We start from the raw sequence: 15,042 nt of genomic DNA on the forward strand, positions 1-15,042 counted from the left end.
ACCCGGACGACCGACCTCACGGCCACGATCCTGTGCGAGGCTGGCTTCGTGCCCAAGCCAGGAGTGGTGGACAACGCCGTCTACGTGGACGGATATCGGGTCGACTCCCCGCCGACCCTGGAGCAGACCTACGACCTGCAGAAACGTCGGGGCGGACTCGCCTGGATCGGGCTGTATCGGCCGAGCGAGACGATGATCCAGTCAGTGGCGCAAGAGTTCGACCTGCACTATCTGATGGTCGAGGACGCGATCGCCGCCCATCAGCGCCCGAAGCTGGAGCGCTACGGCACGACGCTGTTCACCGTGCTGCGCCCGGCCCGCTATCTCGATGACGAGGAAGAGGTCGAGTTCGGCGAACTGCACGTGATCACCGGTCCCGGCTTCGTGGTCACCATCCGGCACGCGGAGCGGCCCGATCTGGCCTGGGTGCGTCAGCGGCTGGAGAAGCACCCCGGTCTGCTCAGCCAGGGACCGGAGGCGATCCTCTACAGCATCATCGACCAGGTCGTCGACGACTACTCCCCCGTCGTCGCCGGCCTGGAGAACGACATCGACGAGATCGAGAAGCAGCTGTTCGACGGCGATCCCGATGTCTCGCAGCGCATCTACCTGCTGATGAGCGAGGTGATGGACTTCCAGCGGGCGGTGAAACCGCTGGTCGCCATGATGGACAACCTCGCCCGGGGCTTCGAGAAGTATCGGGTCGACATCGAGCTGCAACGCAACCTGCGCGACGTCCAAGATCACGTGCTGCGGATCGTCGACCAGGTGGACGGCTTCCGGACGCTGCTGCAGAACGCCTTGAGCGTGGACGCCACCCTGACCGCACAGCGGCAGAGCGAGGAGACCAAGCGACTGACCGAGACGAGTCTGGAACAGGGCGAGCAGATGAAACGGGTCTCGTCCTGGGCTGCGATCCTGTTCGCTCCCTCGCTGATCGGCGGCATCTACGGGATGAACTTCGTGCACATCCCTGAGCTCGACTGGCGCTTCGGCTATCCGATGGCGCTGGGCATGATGCTCGCCCTCGCGGTGATCTTGTACACGGTGTTCCGCCGGAAGGGCTGGCTATAGCAGATCCAGTGAGTCCGTTCGCGACGCCGACGTACGTTCACCGGCTACGTCGTCTTCCCGCTCACGAACTCGTGGTGAGCTCCTCGGCCACCACGGTCATCCTCTCCAGCCATGGACCGCCGAAGGCGGTGCTCATCGCGACGTCGGCGGCATCGCGCCCGACGCCGATCAGCACCCGGCCCTTGCGCGGCATGTTGTTGCGCGGATCGAATGTGTACCACCGGTCGCCCAGCCAGACCTGCATCCAGGCCGCGAAGTCCATCTCCTGCTCCCGGTGCGCGACCTCGATCTCGGGCAGATAGCCGAACACGTACCGAGCCGGGATGTTCAGCGCTCGACAGAATGAGACCGCGAGGTGAGTGAAGTCGCGGCAGACCCCGTATCCGGATTGGTGCACATCCACCGCAGTGCTCCACGGACCGCTGCTGCCGTACTGGAACGTCAGGTACTGGTTCACGTAGCCGCAGATCGCCTGCACCCGACCGTAACCGGACGGTAGTCCGCCGAAGCGCGACCAGGCCTCGTTGGCCAGCACATCCGGCAGGCAGAACCGGCTCGGCAGCGTGTAGACCAAGACCTCATCGGGCAGGTCATGCGGCGGGATCTCCGGGGCGCCGGTGTCGATCTCCTCGGTCGCATCGGGGACCTCGGCCGTCGCTCGATAGGTGATCTCGGATCGACCGGCCGGCAGCATCAAGCGACGGCAGCGGTTTCCATAGAGGTCACGGTAGGAAGTGGTCGGCGTCGCTGGATCGAGCAGCCATTCCTCGTCGGTGATGGTGGCGATCTCACCCAGCACCGGCTCGACCTGGAACACGGCGTGCACCGGGATCTGGGAGTGCTGGATGAAGGTGCAGCCCAGCTGGAGGCGTCGCGTGCCCATGGTTCCCCTTCAGTAGTCTGCTTGCTCATGGCGTCCGACATTCCCGACATCAGCCTCAACAACGGCATAAGCATCCCGCAAGTGGGCCTCGGGGTTTTCCAGATCCCACCGGATCAGACCCGAGCAGCCACGGCTCTCGCGATCGAACTCGGCTACCGGCACATCGACACCGCGCAGCTGTATGGGAACGAGGCCGGCGTCGGCGAGGCGGTGCGCGAATCAGGCATCGACCGATCGGAGTTCTTCGTCACCAGCAAGCTGAACAACGGCGCGCACGCGTACGCCGATGCGCTGGCTGCCTTCGACCAGACACTGGCCACGTTGGACATCGGCTACCTCGACCTGTTCTTGATCCACTGGCCGCTGCCCACGATCGGTGACTTCGTCGAGACCTGGCGGGCGATGGAGGAGATCTATCGCGGCGGGAAGGTCCGGGCCATCGGTGTCTCGAACTTCCAGACCCACCACCTCGACCGGATCCTGACCGAATGCACCATCGTGCCGGCCGTCAACCAGATCGAAGTGAACCCGCATCTGACCAACGAGAAGGTGCGCAGCTACGACGTCGAGCACGGGATTGCCACCGAGGCGTGGTCGCCGATCGCCCGCGGTCGGGTGCTGGACGAGCCGGCGATCGTCGCGATCGCGCAACGGGTCGGCCGGAGCCCGGCTCAGGTGACGCTCCGCTGGCATGTGCAGCGTGGCGACATCATCTTCCCGAAGTCGGTGCATGCGGTACGCCTCCGCGAGAACCTCGAGTTGTTCGACTTCGAGCTGACCGATGACGATCTGGCGGCGATCAGCGCGCTGAACCGGGACCAGCGCACCGGTCCCGATCCGGACGCTTTCGCTCGGCTACCCTCCTGAGCTCCCCCTCCTGAGCTCCCCGAGTCAGCCGGCGATCCGACCCTGCACGAACCTGGCGCGGTCGGCGGCCTCCCGACCGGCGTCCCAGCCGCGCCGGTCATAGGTCTTCCGTGAGTTCAGCTGCGTCGTGTGCGGGAAGAGCTCCTCATACCGGGCATCGACCGCCTCCTCCTGACGGCGCAGCACCGGCACCAACTCCGACCCGTACGAGGCGGTCGCCTCCGCGTCCGCTTCGGTCAGCCGCTCACCGATCCGCACCGCGTACGCGGTGAGAAAGGAACGCCGGAATCGTGGCGAACGGTCGAACGAGCCGGTCCGGTTGGCTCCGGCCTCAGCCATTGCTCGGGTCGCTTGGATCAGCAGGGACACGAACAGCAGCTCCACCTGGTCCACGTCCACCGGCGTGCCCACCACGGTGGCCATGGCGTAGTCGTCCCCCATCCAGACCACCTTGGACCGGTTGGCGTGCCCCACTTCCGAGAGCAGATGGACCTTTTCCACCAGATACGGATTGTCGATCAGGATCCGGCGGCTGATCACCTCGACCGATTCCTCCGCGCCGGCATGCAGCAGTGCCTCGTCGATCGCATGCCGGGTCATCATGGACTGCGCCTTGGCGGTCAGTGCCTCCGCTTCGGCCGCGAACTGGGTGGACTCGGCCTTGGCCAGCAGCGCGCGGATCGTGGTCAGCACCTTGTCCCGGTTGGCTCCGGGCGCCCCTTGCGCGGTCGAACGGTTCGGAGGGTTCGGCCGGGTCGAACGAGTCGTCCGGGGTGGCGGCTCGGCGGATTGTCCCCACGCCGACGGCGGCGGCAGCGTACGGGCAAGAGGTGGCAGGCTCTGGATCCGGGCGAGCAGTCGGATCACAGTTGTCCACGCCACCAGCGCCGACGCGCCTGCCACCAGCAACTGGTCGACCGCCACCCACTCGGACCCCGTCGACTCGGATTCAGCCGACTTCGACCCGGTCGACTCCCACTGTGTCGACTCCCACGGTGTCGACTCCCACGGTGTCGACTCCCACAGAGCTGGCTCCGACTGGGCTGGCTCCGACTGGGCCGGCTCCGCGTTGGTCGACCAGTTGATGATCCCAGCCGCCCGTGCCCGATCGCGAGCGGCGCCGAGCTGCTCGTGCCACGACGACGGCGCCAACTCGAGCCGGCCGGAACGGTGCAGGTGGACCACCGACAGGTCGGCCGCCAGTGCCCCCGCCCACTTGTCCAACCGGGCGGCGACGTGTATCAGGTCCCGCGGCTGCCAACCGCGCTCCCAGAGCGGCCCGGCCGCCTGGAGCAGTGCTCCACTCGCCAGTTCGTCGAGTCGGAGCAGCACCTCCGATGGCTGACCGCGGAGCTCCCTGGTCATGGCGCTGGTCAGACCGTCGGCGCTCAGGTCCATGTTGGCCCAAGACAGCAGCCGATCCAGGAGCGCCCGAGCCTGCTGGCAGGTCGTCGGTGGTGACGGTGGGATCTGCTGGTGCTGCCGGGCATGGGTGGCCGGCCAGGCGCTGTTGCGATCGTGGAAGCTGTCGTCCTCGAACTCGTCCTCCTCGTCGAAGGCGTCGCCGAAACGACGCAGCAGGTCATCGAGCAGCTCCGACTCGGAGCGGTTCTGGTGTGGTGGTGTCGGGCCTCGGCGGGCCCGCGCCTTCTGCTTGGCTGCCCGTCGCTGGCGGTTGTTGCGTCCCATGCCGAACACCCTGACATCAGCCACTGACACTCCACTACGGGCACACGGCCCTGTGACAGATGAGGCGGATGTGGTGCTCGGCTCAGGCGTGGGGTCACCGAGTCCACTCCGGGATGAAGGCCGGGGCGGCAACGCCGGCGCCGGTCAGCAGGTCACAACGCACCAGCTGCGTGCCGAGCCGGCGGAGCGGGCACTCCGGCAAGACGGTGTGACTCGCCTCACCGGCGGTCGATGTCGTCCACGCGGAGAGACTCGTCTCGGCACTGCCACCGCCGGGATCCGGTCGAATCGCAGTGCTCGCCATGGCCATGCCGGCTCCGCTACCGGCGATGGCCACTGCCGTCGAGAGTGCTGCGAGAACCGTTGCGGCCATCCTCCGGCCGATCGTCCTGGTGATCATGGTGGGCTCCTCGCGCTCGTCATGGTTGGTTCCACTGCGAGCGTGCTCTCGGCCGGCACTCGGGTTCATCAGGTGCGACCCCTCAGATTCCGGGACGGACTCCTCAAATCCGTGTCCGACCGTTCCCATCAGGGGCTGTACCGCAGGACGATGAGACCACCGGGACATCGAGAGACAGTCGCCGAGACGGGAGCAGGCATGGTGCAGACGTACTCGGCTGTCGTCGGGCGGGAAGCAGAGCTGATCCGTCTGCACCAGGTGATCGACGCCGCCGACAGCGGGCGAGCCTCGGCGCTGGTCATCACCGGTGCCCACGGGGTGGGCAAGACCGAGCTCTGCCTGGCGGCGATGAGCGTGCGTGACCCCTCGCGCATCCATCGCCTGCTCGTCGCCTGTCCGCCGACGGAGACGCTGGCCACCGAGCTCGCACCGGTGCGCACCGGACTGCGCCGCACGTCGGTTCCACCCGCGCTGACCAGAACCTGCCTGAGCCGGATGGACGCCGGCGACCCCATCCGAGCGATCGACGAATGGGTGGACGAGGTCACCGCCGACTCGACCCTGGTCGTGGTCGTCGACGACCTGCAGTGGGCGGACGGCAGCCTGCGCGACTTGATCGCCTACCTGCTGGCCGGGCCGGCGGACCGCCGGCTGGCGATCCTGATCACTGCGACGGTCTCCGGGCTGGCTGAAGGCGATCCCCTGCACCGCTGGCTCACCGACGCGCTGCGGATCCACCAGGTTGCCCGCCTTCGCCTCATCGGGCTCAGCAGAGCCGCCACCGAGACCCAACTGGGCAACCTGCTCGGCAGTCGTCCGCACCAGAGCCTGGTGGACGAGGTGCATGCGGCGGGCGGTGGCAACCCGTACTTCACCCAATTGCTCGCCCAGGGACTGTCACCATCTGATCGGCATGTGCCGACCGACACACCTCCGGACCTCGTGTCCGCCGTCATGGGTCGCTGGCATGGCTGTGGCTCGCCAACCAGGTTCTTGACCTGCCTGCTGGCCGTCGCTGCCACGCCGCTGACGGCGATCGACCTGGCCGAACTCACCGCTGACCTCGATCATCTGGTCGAGGTGGAACCCGCACTGTTCGAGGCACAGAACGCGGGGCTGGTCGTCGCCGACGACGATGGGCGGTACTGGTTCCGGCACCCACTGCAGGCAGAGATCATCCAGCGACCGGTCCTGGTCGAGGACCAGCACATGTGGCACGCAGCGCTGGCCCGGCTCGGCGAACGTCGGTTCGCCGGCCGCGAGCCCACCGTGCAGGAAGCAGTCGATCAGGCGATCCGACACGATCGGGCGGGATCGGCCGCCGTCGCGTACGCCTGGGCCATGCGGGCGTACGAGCTCGGCTCCGCACCGACGGCGGACCGGAAGGAGCCAGGGCCGGCCGGCCTGCGCCGCGTGCTGCGACGGGCGATCGAGCTCCGTCCGACCGTTGCCGGCGCCGCCGAGAGCCTGAGCGAGTTGTGGCGACGGCAGCGTGGACTGGCAGCTGACGCCGGTGCCTACGCGGAGGAACTGGAGGCCGTGGAGGCACTGATCGCACTGACCGGGGCCGAGCGGCACCCCCTGGAGCTCAGCGAACTGCTGGTGCGCCGGATGCTTCTGAGGGCGTCGCTGGCAGTCGCCTTCCTCTCCGTCGAAGAGATGGAGCGCGCCGTCGAGCTCGCCAGAGCTGAGCCGTCCTCCTGGCAGCTTGCCCTGGCAGAGGCCGAGCTCGCCCACGCCGCCTTCTGGCGCGGTGATGCTCGCGCAGCGGAGCTGGCACCGGTCGCCTTGGACGATGCGCGGGCCGCCGGGCACCCTGGTGCGTTGAGCCTTGCGCTGACCGTCAACGCGATCCTCGCCATCGACGACAATCCTCGGCAGGCACAGCGCCTGGCAGCCGAAGGAGTCGCGGCCGCCGTCGCGGCACGGGACTGGTGGGCCTACGTGCACGCGGTGATGTGGGAGAGCAACGCGCAGTCCGACGCCTATGGCCCGGGTGAGGCGGCCTATCTGGACCAGCGGCGTCTGGAGCTGATCGCGCTGGACGCGCCCATGACGTACATCGTGCAGATCGCCGCGGTCGAGGCCGATACCCGTCTGGAGGCCGGGGATTGGCAGCGATGCCAGCAGCTGATGCGCGAGGTCGTGGTCTGCGATCCAGGCCCCTTCGCCGACATGCGAGTCCGGGTGTGTCTGGCCCGGCTGGCCGCCTACCGGGGTCGGGCGGACGAAGCACTCGCGCACGTTGAACGTGCCCGGGAGCTGATGGCCAGGCAGGCGGTGTTCGCCAACCTGGACCTCGACGTCACCTGGGTCACCGCGCTGCTCGCTGCCGGCCGGGCCAGAGAGGCATACGAAGCGGCGGTCGCGGCGGCCGAGGCCGAAGGCATCCCGGTGAACCTGGCCGAGCGCCTGCTCCCGCTGGCCGCCCGCGGACTCGCCGATCTGGCTGAAGCCGAGCGTGATCGCGACCAGGATCCCGCCGAGGTGCTGATGCTGCTGGACGGCCTGCGCACGCGCTTTCCCACGGTCCTCGACTGCGGGTTGTCCTCGAGCACGATCGGACGCGCTCGGCTGGCGGCCATGCAGGACTGGTACGCGGTCGAAGCCGCGCGGGCGCGGCGGGAGGACGAGCCCGCCGGCTGGGCTGCACTGCGCATCGCCTGCGGTCCGGCTCGACTGCCGTGGCTGGAGGTGTACGCGTGTTGGCGGGCCGCGGAAGGCTATCTCGGCCTCGGTGCACCGGGGCGGGCCGAGGGCACCCGCCAACTCCGGGCCGGGTACGAGCTGGGTCGCCGGCTCGGCGCCGAGTCATTGCTTGCCGAGTTCGAGAACCTGGCCCAACTCGCGCAGCTGCGATTGGTGCCGGCCGAGCAGCGCCTCGAGGTCGACGCCTCGTTGCTGCGCGGTCTGACCCCTCGTGAGCGGGAGGTCCTCGATCTGCTCTGCCACGGTCTGACGTACGCCGACATCGCCTCGACTCTGGTGATCAGCGAGAAGACGGTGTCGTCGCACGTATCCAACCTGCTGCGCAAGACCAGGACCACCAACCGGGTCGAGCTCGCCCAGCTCGCCGGCCGGGTGGCACGTGCTGCGGGCAGCTGAGGTGCCTACCTGGGCAGCCGGACGGTCGCGAACCGGAGGAAGAACTGGACCAGGGGGCCGATCGCCAGGGCATAGAGCACCGTGCCGATGCCGACGGTCCCGCCCAACAACACCCCGACGATCAACACCATGATCTCGATCGAGACCCGGACCAGCCGCAGACTCCGGCCGGTCCGGGCCGAGAGCCCGGTCATCAGCCCGTCCCGCGGACCTGGCCCGAGTTGACTGCCGATATAGATGGCGCCGGCCATCCCGTTCAGCACCACCGCGCTCACCATCATCAGCACCCGGACCAGCAAGTCATCGGGCGTGACGATGAGCCACAGGCCCAGGTCTGCGGCGAGCCCGATCACGATCACGTTGCTGACGGTGCCGAGACCGGGCTTCTGCCGCAGCGGGATCCAGAGCAGCAAGACCACTGCGCCGACGACGATCGTCACGGTGCCGAAGCTGAGCGATAGATAGTGGGTCAGCCCCTGGTGCAGCACGTCCCAGGGGTCCAACCCGAGGTTGGCTCGGACCAGCATGGCCATCGAGATTCCGTAGAGCACCAGCCCACCGAGCAGCTGCGGCAGCCGGCGCCCCAGTCGGCCGGCTCGGAGCTGAGCGAGCGGGCCGAGCGTGGTCAGGCCACTGTGGTCAGTGGTGCCGGGATCCGTGGCGGAGGGGTCGGTGGTGGAGCTCACCGGAACATGGTGCGGCCCGCCACGGTCGGGACCACAGAGCCACCCGTCAGAAAGTGGCTCTTCCATGGCAGGCCAGTCTGGTCAAAGTGGCTTTTCTGGCCGAGGATGACGGACATGGTCGTCGCCTCCCGGGTCAGTGCTCAGCAGCTGTCTCGACTGCTCGGCACCCAGCCGCTCAGCCATCCGCGGTATGAGGATCTGGCTGCCCGGATCCGGATGCTGCTGGTCGATGGTCGGCTCGCGGCGAGCACCAGACTGCCCAGCGAGCGGAGCCTAGCCGATGCCTTGGGACTGAGCAGGACCACGGTCGCCTCGGCGTACGCGAGACTCCGCGACGCCGGGTTCGTCGACGCCCGCCGCGGATCGGGCCATGTGACGTCCGTGCACGCGACTTTGCCGAGCACCATGGTCGCCTCTCCGATCCCGGACGGCGTCATCGGATTCACCTTCGCGGCTGGCGCAGCACCGCCGGAGGTAGCAGCGGCGTACGGCCGGGCTGGCGAGCGGATCGGGCCGCTGCTGACCGGATCCGGCTATCTGCCGGAAGGACTGCCGGAGTTGCGCGCTCGGATCGCCGATCGGTACGCGGCGCGCGGGCTGCCCACCAGTCCTGACCAGATCGTCGTCACCTCGGGCGCGGTGGCCGCTTTCAACACCGTTCTCCGGACGCTGCTCAACACGGGCGACCGGGTGCTGTGCGAGTCGCCGACCTATCCAGGTGCGGTAGACGCGACCCAGCGGGCCGGTGGCCGTCTCGTTCCGCTGCCGCTGGTCGATGGTGGCTGGGACCTGACTCGGCTGGAGATGATCATTCGGCAGAGTGCGCCGCGGTTGGCCTACCTGATGCCGGATTACCAGAATCCGACCGGCGCGCTGATGGCCGGAGCCGACCGAGCAGCGTTGGCGCGGCTGCTGCACCGCTACGGGGTCACGCCGGTGATCGACGAGACCACGGCCGAGCTGCGGCTGACCGGGCCCGAGGAGGCGCCGTACGCGGCTCACAGCTCGGAGGCGATCACGATCGGATCCGCCAGCAAGGCCTATTGGGGTGGGCTGCGGATCGGCTGGATCCGCGCGCCGCGTGATCTGGTCCGGCCATTGATCGAGCAGCGGGCCATCCTGGACCTCGCCTCCCCCGTCTTCGAGCAGCTGGTGCTGGCCGAGGTGCTGCGAGATCCTGAGTCGGTGCTGGCCGGCCAGCGTCAGCGACTGCTGGTCCAGCGGGACCGACTCGCAGCAGTGGTCGCCGCCCGCTTTCCCCAGTGGCGGCTGCAGGTCCCGGCGGGCGGGCTCGTGCTCTGGGCCGAACTGCCGACCGAGAGTTCGACCCGGCTTGCCATGGCTGCCGAGCGCCACGGCCTGCTGCTCACCCCGGGACCTCGCTTCTTCGTCGGTGGTGGCGGGGAGCGTCAGCTGCGTCTCCCCTACACCCAGCCGCCGCCGCTGGCCGACCAAGCGGTCGATCGCCTGGCTGCTGCCTGGGCCGATCAGCTCACCGCCGGCCGCCCGGCCAGCTCGTGGCTCACCCTGACGGCGTAGCGGCGGCCTTCTTCGCGGCCTTCACCGCCCGCTTGGTCTCGCGTACCCGTTGGAGCGACTCCTGGTCGACGATGTCGGCGACGGACCTGAAGACTCCCTCCTCGCCGAACGCGCCCGCGGCATCCCGCCAGCCCGGTGGGGTCACTCCGCGCCGCTTGCCCAGCACGGCGGTGAAGATGGTCGCCTTCTCCGCGCCGAACCCGGGCAGCGACATCAATGCGCGCTTGACCTCGGCACCGGTGCCGGCGTCTGCCCAGACGTTCTCGGCCCGGCCGTCATAGGAGTCGACCAGCACCCGGCACACCTGGTGGACCCGCTTGCCCATCGACCCAGGGAACCTGTGGATGGCAGGTTTGGCCGCGCACAAGGCGACGAACTCGTCCTCGGGCATGCTCGCGATCGCGGTGACGTCGAAACTGCCGCCCATCCGCTCGGCGATCACCGCCGGACCGCTGAACGCTTTCTCCATCGCGACCTGCTGATCCAAGACCATGCCGATCAGCAGGGCATTCAGATCGGAGTCGAGCAGCGCATCGGCGTCGGGGTCGCCCGTCAGGTAGGTAGCCACCCCTGCATTCTGGCTCACCCGCCTACTGGCCAACCACCCTGGCCACTGCGCAGAGCGGACCGATAACCTTCGGTAAACAAGAGAACGCACCGACCCCCGTCGACCCACAGACCCTAGGGACCTCCGCCATGCGCATCCGTGAGATTCTCCAGACCAAGGGTTCCGCGGTGATCACCATCACCCCGGACGCCTCCGTACGCGATCTTGTCGTCCTCCTGAAGGAGCACAATCTCGGCGCTGTCGTCGTCTCGACCGACGGCGCTGCCCTGGACGGGATCGTCTCCGAGCGTGACATCGTCCGCGCACTCGCCGTCGACGCCGCGGTGCTATCCGCGTCGGTCAGCGATGTGATGACCGCAGGGGTCCGCACCTGTCAGCTGAATGACTCGGTCGAGTCGCTGATGAGCACCATGACCGATCACCGCATCCGGCACCTGCCGGTGGTCGACGACGACGGCAACCTCAGCGGCATCATCAGCATCGGCGACGTGGTGAAATCGACCATCACGCAGCTCGAGTTCGAGCGTGACCAGTTGCAGGGCTACGTCAGCGGCTGATCGAGCCCGCCGAATCCGCGAGCCTCTCCGCTCGAACCAGCACTGCCGCTGACGGGGTCACCTTCCCCGACAGGTAGGTGTTGAGCCGGGTCCGAGAGGTCCCGATCCGTCGCGCGAACGTGCCCTGATCGAGCCCCGACTTGTCCACCAGCTCCGACATCCTGGACGCCACGATTCGTCGATCGCGCTCGACTGAATCCTCTCGGGCGTGTTCGACGGCAAGACGCATCGCCGCCACCACGCCCGGGTCTTGCGCCAGTTCGAGCACCTCGGCCAGCGTCTCAGCCACATCGCCGTACGGGTCGGCTCGGACCGCGGCGATGATGCGACGCCATTCGGCTAAAGACCCTCGGTCCACAGCGGCGAGCAAGCCCTCGAACCCCCAGTTCTCGACCGGATCCACTGGTTCAGCGTCGATATTGCGAAACTTGACTGCCATGCCTCAGCCCTCCCCGTCGGCGATGGTCAGCATGCGTGCGGCGACCTCCGCACACTGCGTGCGAACGGCCTTCCAGTCGTCCCAGGGCGGTTGGACGCCCTTGTACCTCGGAAGCTGCGCAATCGAGCGACTGTCGGCCGGGCGCGGGTCGCCCAATTGTCGAGCAACCTGGGAGGCCACCCGATCAGCGGCCTCCGAAGCCGATCCGCGAAGATCGGCATAGTAGGCGTCGATCCGAGACAGGATCCTGGCAGCCTCGGACGTGCCCAGGTGGGCGCTGAGGGCCGCGACATCGAGGTAGTCCCGCATCTGGTTGCGGCGGACCACGAGAAATGCCTTGATGCGCAGGCATTCCGATTCGGTGGGAACCCTGACGGACGGGTCTCCTCCAACGACCGCCGCTCCGGATCGCGAGGCCGATTCATGATCAATGTGTATCAGATCTGACACGACAGCTCGAGTCAGCCCAGCCGCTAGCCGAGCACATTGCCCTCGTGGTCTACCGATGTCTACCGATCGGGATTCCGCGAGATCGTCAATAGTCTTCGGCACATCGTCGGCCATCCACTACTGCGAGGCGCGCTCGCCACCGAAGTGTTCGCCACTGTCCTGGCCATGCCGATCTCATTGTTTCCCGTCGTTTACAAGGCACGATTCGGAGGCGACCCCGGAATGCTGGGTCTGTTCTTTACTGCGGTAGCTACCGGAAGAATCACTGCGGGTTCATCTCAGCTCAGGGGCACGATCGTTCAACTCGCGACCTCGGACGCCAATCGCGGGCGCGTCTCTTCGGTGGGAGTTCGTCATCGGCGCCTGTGGTCCCGATTGGTAACCTTGAGCGGCGGGATCGTCGTCGGCCTCATTTCCGCGCCACTTGCCTCGTCTCCGGCGGACTGCTCTGCATGATCGGCACCAGCATCATCGCGGTCCGTAACACCGCGGTACGCAACTTCACCGCCCGCATACAGGCCGACTGGCCGTGGCGACCAACGATTTAAGCAGCCATACTTTCCGCTACTCAATAGCGGAAAGTCGCCCCGACGGCGAACTCTGGCTGCTCCCCGCAGGTTGGCCAGGTACATTTCCAGCCGGTCCTCTACCAACAGACTAACGGGGCCGCCCTGCACTCCTCGGGGGTGCTTGGCGTTGGCCAACATAGACCATGAAAGCCACAAGCCCATGTAGCAGAACCATCGTTGCCGTGGAGAAGAATCCTTGCCTCAAAGCGTTTCGCGCGCTCACCTCACCAAGTATCGGTTCGAAGGAGAAGATGACACTAAAGCACGCAAACCAGCAGATGGCAAGGTAGACGATTCCCCATGTCGGCTTCAAGTTCCGTAGTGCAGTCATATAGAGGCTAACCCGCCCTACTGTGAGTGGTGGCAGACCAAGCGCAAAGGCGGGCGTTATGTAGTAGCCCCAGCCCGACAGCACAGGCAGCCCTCCCACCAATGCGAAGAATAGCAGAATGCCTACGATAGGGGTCAAAATCAAGCATGATAGTGTAGTTTTCCGTAGGACTTGGCTGCCCAAATCTAGCGATCCTTGGTCGCTAAGTGTTTGAGTCTTGAGCCGACTTTTCAGGTCGCGATTCTGGCGTCGTTGATGTAGTCGGTGATGGCGTTGTCGAGGACGCGGAGGGCTTGTCGGACTTCGAGTGGGGCGGGTGGCTGGTTAGCGGCCAGCAATGGTCGTAGTAGCCGGTTGTGGACTTTGCTGTAGAAGATCGCGAAGCGTTGTCCGTCGTCGGTCAGGGTGTAGGTGTTGGAGTGCGGCAGCCGCTCGATCAGCCCTTTCAGCCGGAGTCGGCGCAGGTCGTAGCAGCATTGGGCGCGGCTGTAGTCGGCGTCGAGCAGGGATTCGACCAGGGGTCGCAGGGTTTTGTTCGACAGGCCGCCGATCAGGTGGGCGGTGACGGCGAGGGCGCCGGCCAGGGCTTGGACCCGAGGGTCGCCGAACCTCAAGGCTGGGGCCCTCCGACCGTCGGTGACCGACGGTTGCGCGATCCGCTCAAAGGCTGGACTCGCGAGGACGCAGCCCCGACCGACATGTTCATGATCCAACAGTCGGCGGTTCACGTCACGGGCTTTGGCCTGCAATTCGGGCAGGTGGACCAGGCGCCGTTTCACGCCGAGATCGGTCGAGTCGTTGACCACGGTCTCGATCCGCAAAGCGCGGCCTTCTTTGAAGTACTCCTTGACCCGGGAGTGCTTGTAACCGGCGTTGATGGTCACATCAACACCGCGGGTGACGACCCGGGTAGCGAAGACGCCGGTCGTCGAGGGCAGGATCTTCCTGCCGAAGATCAGCTCGAGACGCTCGGGCCGGCCCAGATCCAAATTGTCGGCCGCGAGCGCTTCGAAGAACGCACGGCCGTTACGGGGCTGGTCGAACACGATCGTGCGGGAGACCTCGATCTGCCGCATCGACAACTCCCACCAATACCCGTGGGCCCGGTCCTGGTCGGTCAGCGGCACTGGGAGCCGGTCCAGCCAACGATCGAAAAATGCCTGGATCTGCACCGGACCGAGGTGGTCGCAGATCGTCTGCAACCCGATTGGATCGGTGCAGGTGGCGAATCCGTTCGCCAAGGCGGTCCAGCCGATCCCCGCCTTGTCGGCTTGTCGCTTCGCCCATTCGTGGCCGTTCAACCACACCTTGATCGGGTACGGGAAGTAGGAGCCGATCTTGACAAACGCCGGTCCGAACTCGTCGTCCCAGACATAGAAGTAGTAGCAGGTCACCCGGCGTTCGGCCCGGCTCCAGCCGAAGTGCGGGGCGCCGCCACCGTGGGCCGGGGTCGTGGTGCACGAGGCCACCCATTGGAACTCCTGCGCCCAGCCGATCGCGGCTACCCCCGGCCGGCCTGTCTTGGCCTGCCGGGCCAGATACGGGGCCATCTTCTCGATCTTGCGGTCACCTTTACGAAACGTGACCATCGCGATCTTGTTGTTGTCGGCGAACGAGCGCACCGAGGCCCGGAACTGGTCACCGATCCGACCCACCACCGCCGGTGAGGGGATCGGGAACCCCCGCGACGCGAGGAACGACACCACCTGCCCGCCGACCTGTAAATTCGGCACGTACCCGTTGAGATAGATCCGGTCCAGACACGACACATCAAGATCGACATGCCCGGCCAAGAGATCTGAGGTCCTCACCGCACGACTGGTCATCACGCACCCCCTGCGACCAGGCTGGACCCACCAACCCCGACACCGCTACCGCCCAGACC

13 protein-coding genes are annotated in these 15,042 nt (G+C 66.9%); 5 read left to right on the top strand and 8 right to left on the bottom strand.

Annotated elements, in window-relative coordinates; all coding sequences use genetic code 11:
- The first annotated feature begins 48 nt into the window (after positions 1 to 48).
- Positions 49 to 1,074, top strand: coding sequence for a magnesium and cobalt transport protein CorA (locus MLP_RS12235; RefSeq protein ID WP_231851459.1), 1,026 nt, complete (start codon positions 49 to 51; stop codon positions 1,072 to 1,074).
- A 61-nt stretch (positions 1,075 to 1,135) separates the two neighbouring features.
- On the opposite strand, the gene MLP_RS12240 is transcribed toward MLP_RS12235, so the two are convergent.
- Positions 1,136 to 1,957 (bottom strand): transglutaminase-like domain-containing protein, encoded by an 822-nt coding sequence (locus tag MLP_RS12240; protein WP_013863407.1) that lies wholly within the window; start codon positions 1,955 to 1,957, stop codon positions 1,136 to 1,138.
- A gap of 27 nt (positions 1,958 to 1,984) precedes the next feature.
- Between MLP_RS12240 and MLP_RS12245 the strand changes: the two genes are divergently transcribed.
- Positions 1,985 to 2,824, top strand: coding sequence for an aldo/keto reductase (locus MLP_RS12245; RefSeq protein WP_013863408.1), 840 nt, complete (start codon positions 1,985 to 1,987; stop codon positions 2,822 to 2,824).
- A 24-nt stretch (positions 2,825 to 2,848) separates the two neighbouring features.
- Here MLP_RS12245 and MLP_RS26330 read toward each other — a convergent pair whose 3' ends face one another.
- Entirely contained in the window at positions 2,849 to 4,537 is a 1,689-nt protein-coding gene (locus MLP_RS26330) for a DUF2786 domain-containing protein (RefSeq protein ID WP_013863409.1), read from the bottom strand.
- A gap of 70 nt (positions 4,538 to 4,607) precedes the next feature.
- Positions 4,608 to 4,913, bottom strand: a complete 306-nt coding sequence (locus MLP_RS27425) for a hypothetical protein (RefSeq protein ID WP_156821134.1) — start codon at positions 4,911 to 4,913, stop codon at positions 4,608 to 4,610.
- A gap of 198 nt (positions 4,914 to 5,111) precedes the next feature.
- On the opposite strand from MLP_RS27425, the gene MLP_RS12260 reads away from it, so the two are divergent.
- Positions 5,112 to 8,018, top strand: a complete 2,907-nt coding sequence (locus MLP_RS12260) for a helix-turn-helix transcriptional regulator (protein WP_013863411.1) — start codon at positions 5,112 to 5,114, stop codon at positions 8,016 to 8,018.
- A gap of 5 nt (positions 8,019 to 8,023) precedes the next feature.
- Here the strand turns inward: MLP_RS12260 and yczE are convergent, their stop codons facing one another.
- On the bottom strand, positions 8,024 to 8,704 hold the full coding sequence (yczE, locus tag MLP_RS12265) for a membrane protein YczE (RefSeq protein WP_013863412.1): 681 nt from the start codon (positions 8,702 to 8,704) through the stop codon (positions 8,024 to 8,026).
- A gap of 114 nt (positions 8,705 to 8,818) precedes the next feature.
- Between yczE and yczR the strand changes: the two genes are divergently transcribed.
- A complete protein-coding gene (yczR, locus tag MLP_RS12270; RefSeq protein ID WP_013863413.1) occupies positions 8,819 to 10,243 on the top strand; it encodes a MocR-like transcription factor YczR in 1,425 nt (474 codons plus the stop codon).
- Here the strand turns inward: yczR and MLP_RS12275 are convergent.
- Positions 10,227 to 10,811: an HhH-GPD-type base excision DNA repair protein gene (locus MLP_RS12275; protein WP_013863414.1), complete on the bottom strand. Its 585-nt coding sequence runs from the start codon at positions 10,809 to 10,811 to the stop codon at positions 10,227 to 10,229. The two genes, yczR and MLP_RS12275, sit on opposite strands and share 17 nt — an antisense overlap.
- Positions 10,812 to 10,939: 128 nt before the next feature.
- Here MLP_RS12275 and MLP_RS12280 point away from each other — a divergent pair, with 128 nt between their 5' ends.
- Positions 10,940 to 11,368 (top strand): CBS domain-containing protein, encoded by a 429-nt coding sequence (locus MLP_RS12280; RefSeq protein ID WP_013863415.1) that lies wholly within the window; start codon positions 10,940 to 10,942, stop codon positions 11,366 to 11,368.
- On the opposite strand, the gene MLP_RS12285 is transcribed toward MLP_RS12280, so the two are convergent.
- From MLP_RS12285 to MLP_RS12295, 3 genes are all read right to left on the bottom strand, one after another.
- The gene (locus MLP_RS12285; RefSeq protein ID WP_013863416.1) at positions 11,358 to 11,807 is read right to left on the bottom strand and encodes a helix-turn-helix domain-containing protein; all 450 of its coding nucleotides are present in this window, start codon (positions 11,805 to 11,807) and stop codon (positions 11,358 to 11,360) included. The two genes, MLP_RS12280 and MLP_RS12285, sit on opposite strands and share 11 nt — an antisense overlap.
- Before the next feature lie 3 nt (positions 11,808 to 11,810).
- The gene (locus MLP_RS12290) at positions 11,811 to 12,134 is read right to left on the bottom strand and encodes a hypothetical protein (RefSeq protein WP_013863417.1); all 324 of its coding nucleotides are present in this window, start codon (positions 12,132 to 12,134) and stop codon (positions 11,811 to 11,813) included.
- Positions 12,135 to 13,387: 1,253 nt separating this feature from the next.
- A complete protein-coding gene (locus MLP_RS12295; protein WP_041790003.1) occupies positions 13,388 to 14,983 on the bottom strand; it encodes a hypothetical protein in 1,596 nt (531 codons plus the stop codon).
- Positions 14,984 to 15,042 lie beyond the last annotated feature (59 nt).

The sequence above is a fragment of the Microlunatus phosphovorus NM-1 genome (assembly GCF_000270245.1).
GTDB classification, from domain to species: domain Bacteria; phylum Actinomycetota; class Actinomycetes; order Propionibacteriales; family Propionibacteriaceae; genus Microlunatus; species Microlunatus phosphovorus.

Excerpts from the sequence above, each read along its gene's own strand:
- MLP_RS12280 (WP_013863415.1), top strand. The coding sequence starts at position 10,940 with ATGCGCATCCGTGAGATTCTCCAGACCAAGGGTTCCGCGGTGATCACC.
- MLP_RS12285 (WP_013863416.1), bottom strand. The coding sequence starts at position 11,807 with ATGGCAGTCAAGTTTCGCAATATCGACGCTGAACCAGTGGATCCGGTC.
- MLP_RS12295 (WP_041790003.1), bottom strand. The coding sequence starts at position 14,983 with ATGACCAGTCGTGCGGTGAGGACCTCAGATCTCTTGGCCGGGCATGTC.
- MLP_RS12260 (WP_013863411.1), top strand. The coding sequence starts at position 5,112 with ATGGTGCAGACGTACTCGGCTGTCGTCGGGCGGGAAGCAGAGCTGATC.
- yczR (WP_013863413.1), top strand. The coding sequence starts at position 8,819 with ATGGTCGTCGCCTCCCGGGTCAGTGCTCAGCAGCTGTCTCGACTGCTC.
- MLP_RS27425 (WP_156821134.1), bottom strand. The coding sequence starts at position 4,913 with ATGATCACCAGGACGATCGGCCGGAGGATGGCCGCAACGGTTCTCGCA.
- MLP_RS12245 (WP_013863408.1), top strand. The coding sequence starts at position 1,985 with ATGGCGTCCGACATTCCCGACATCAGCCTCAACAACGGCATAAGCATC.
- MLP_RS12240 (WP_013863407.1), bottom strand. The coding sequence starts at position 1,957 with ATGGGCACGCGACGCCTCCAGCTGGGCTGCACCTTCATCCAGCACTCC.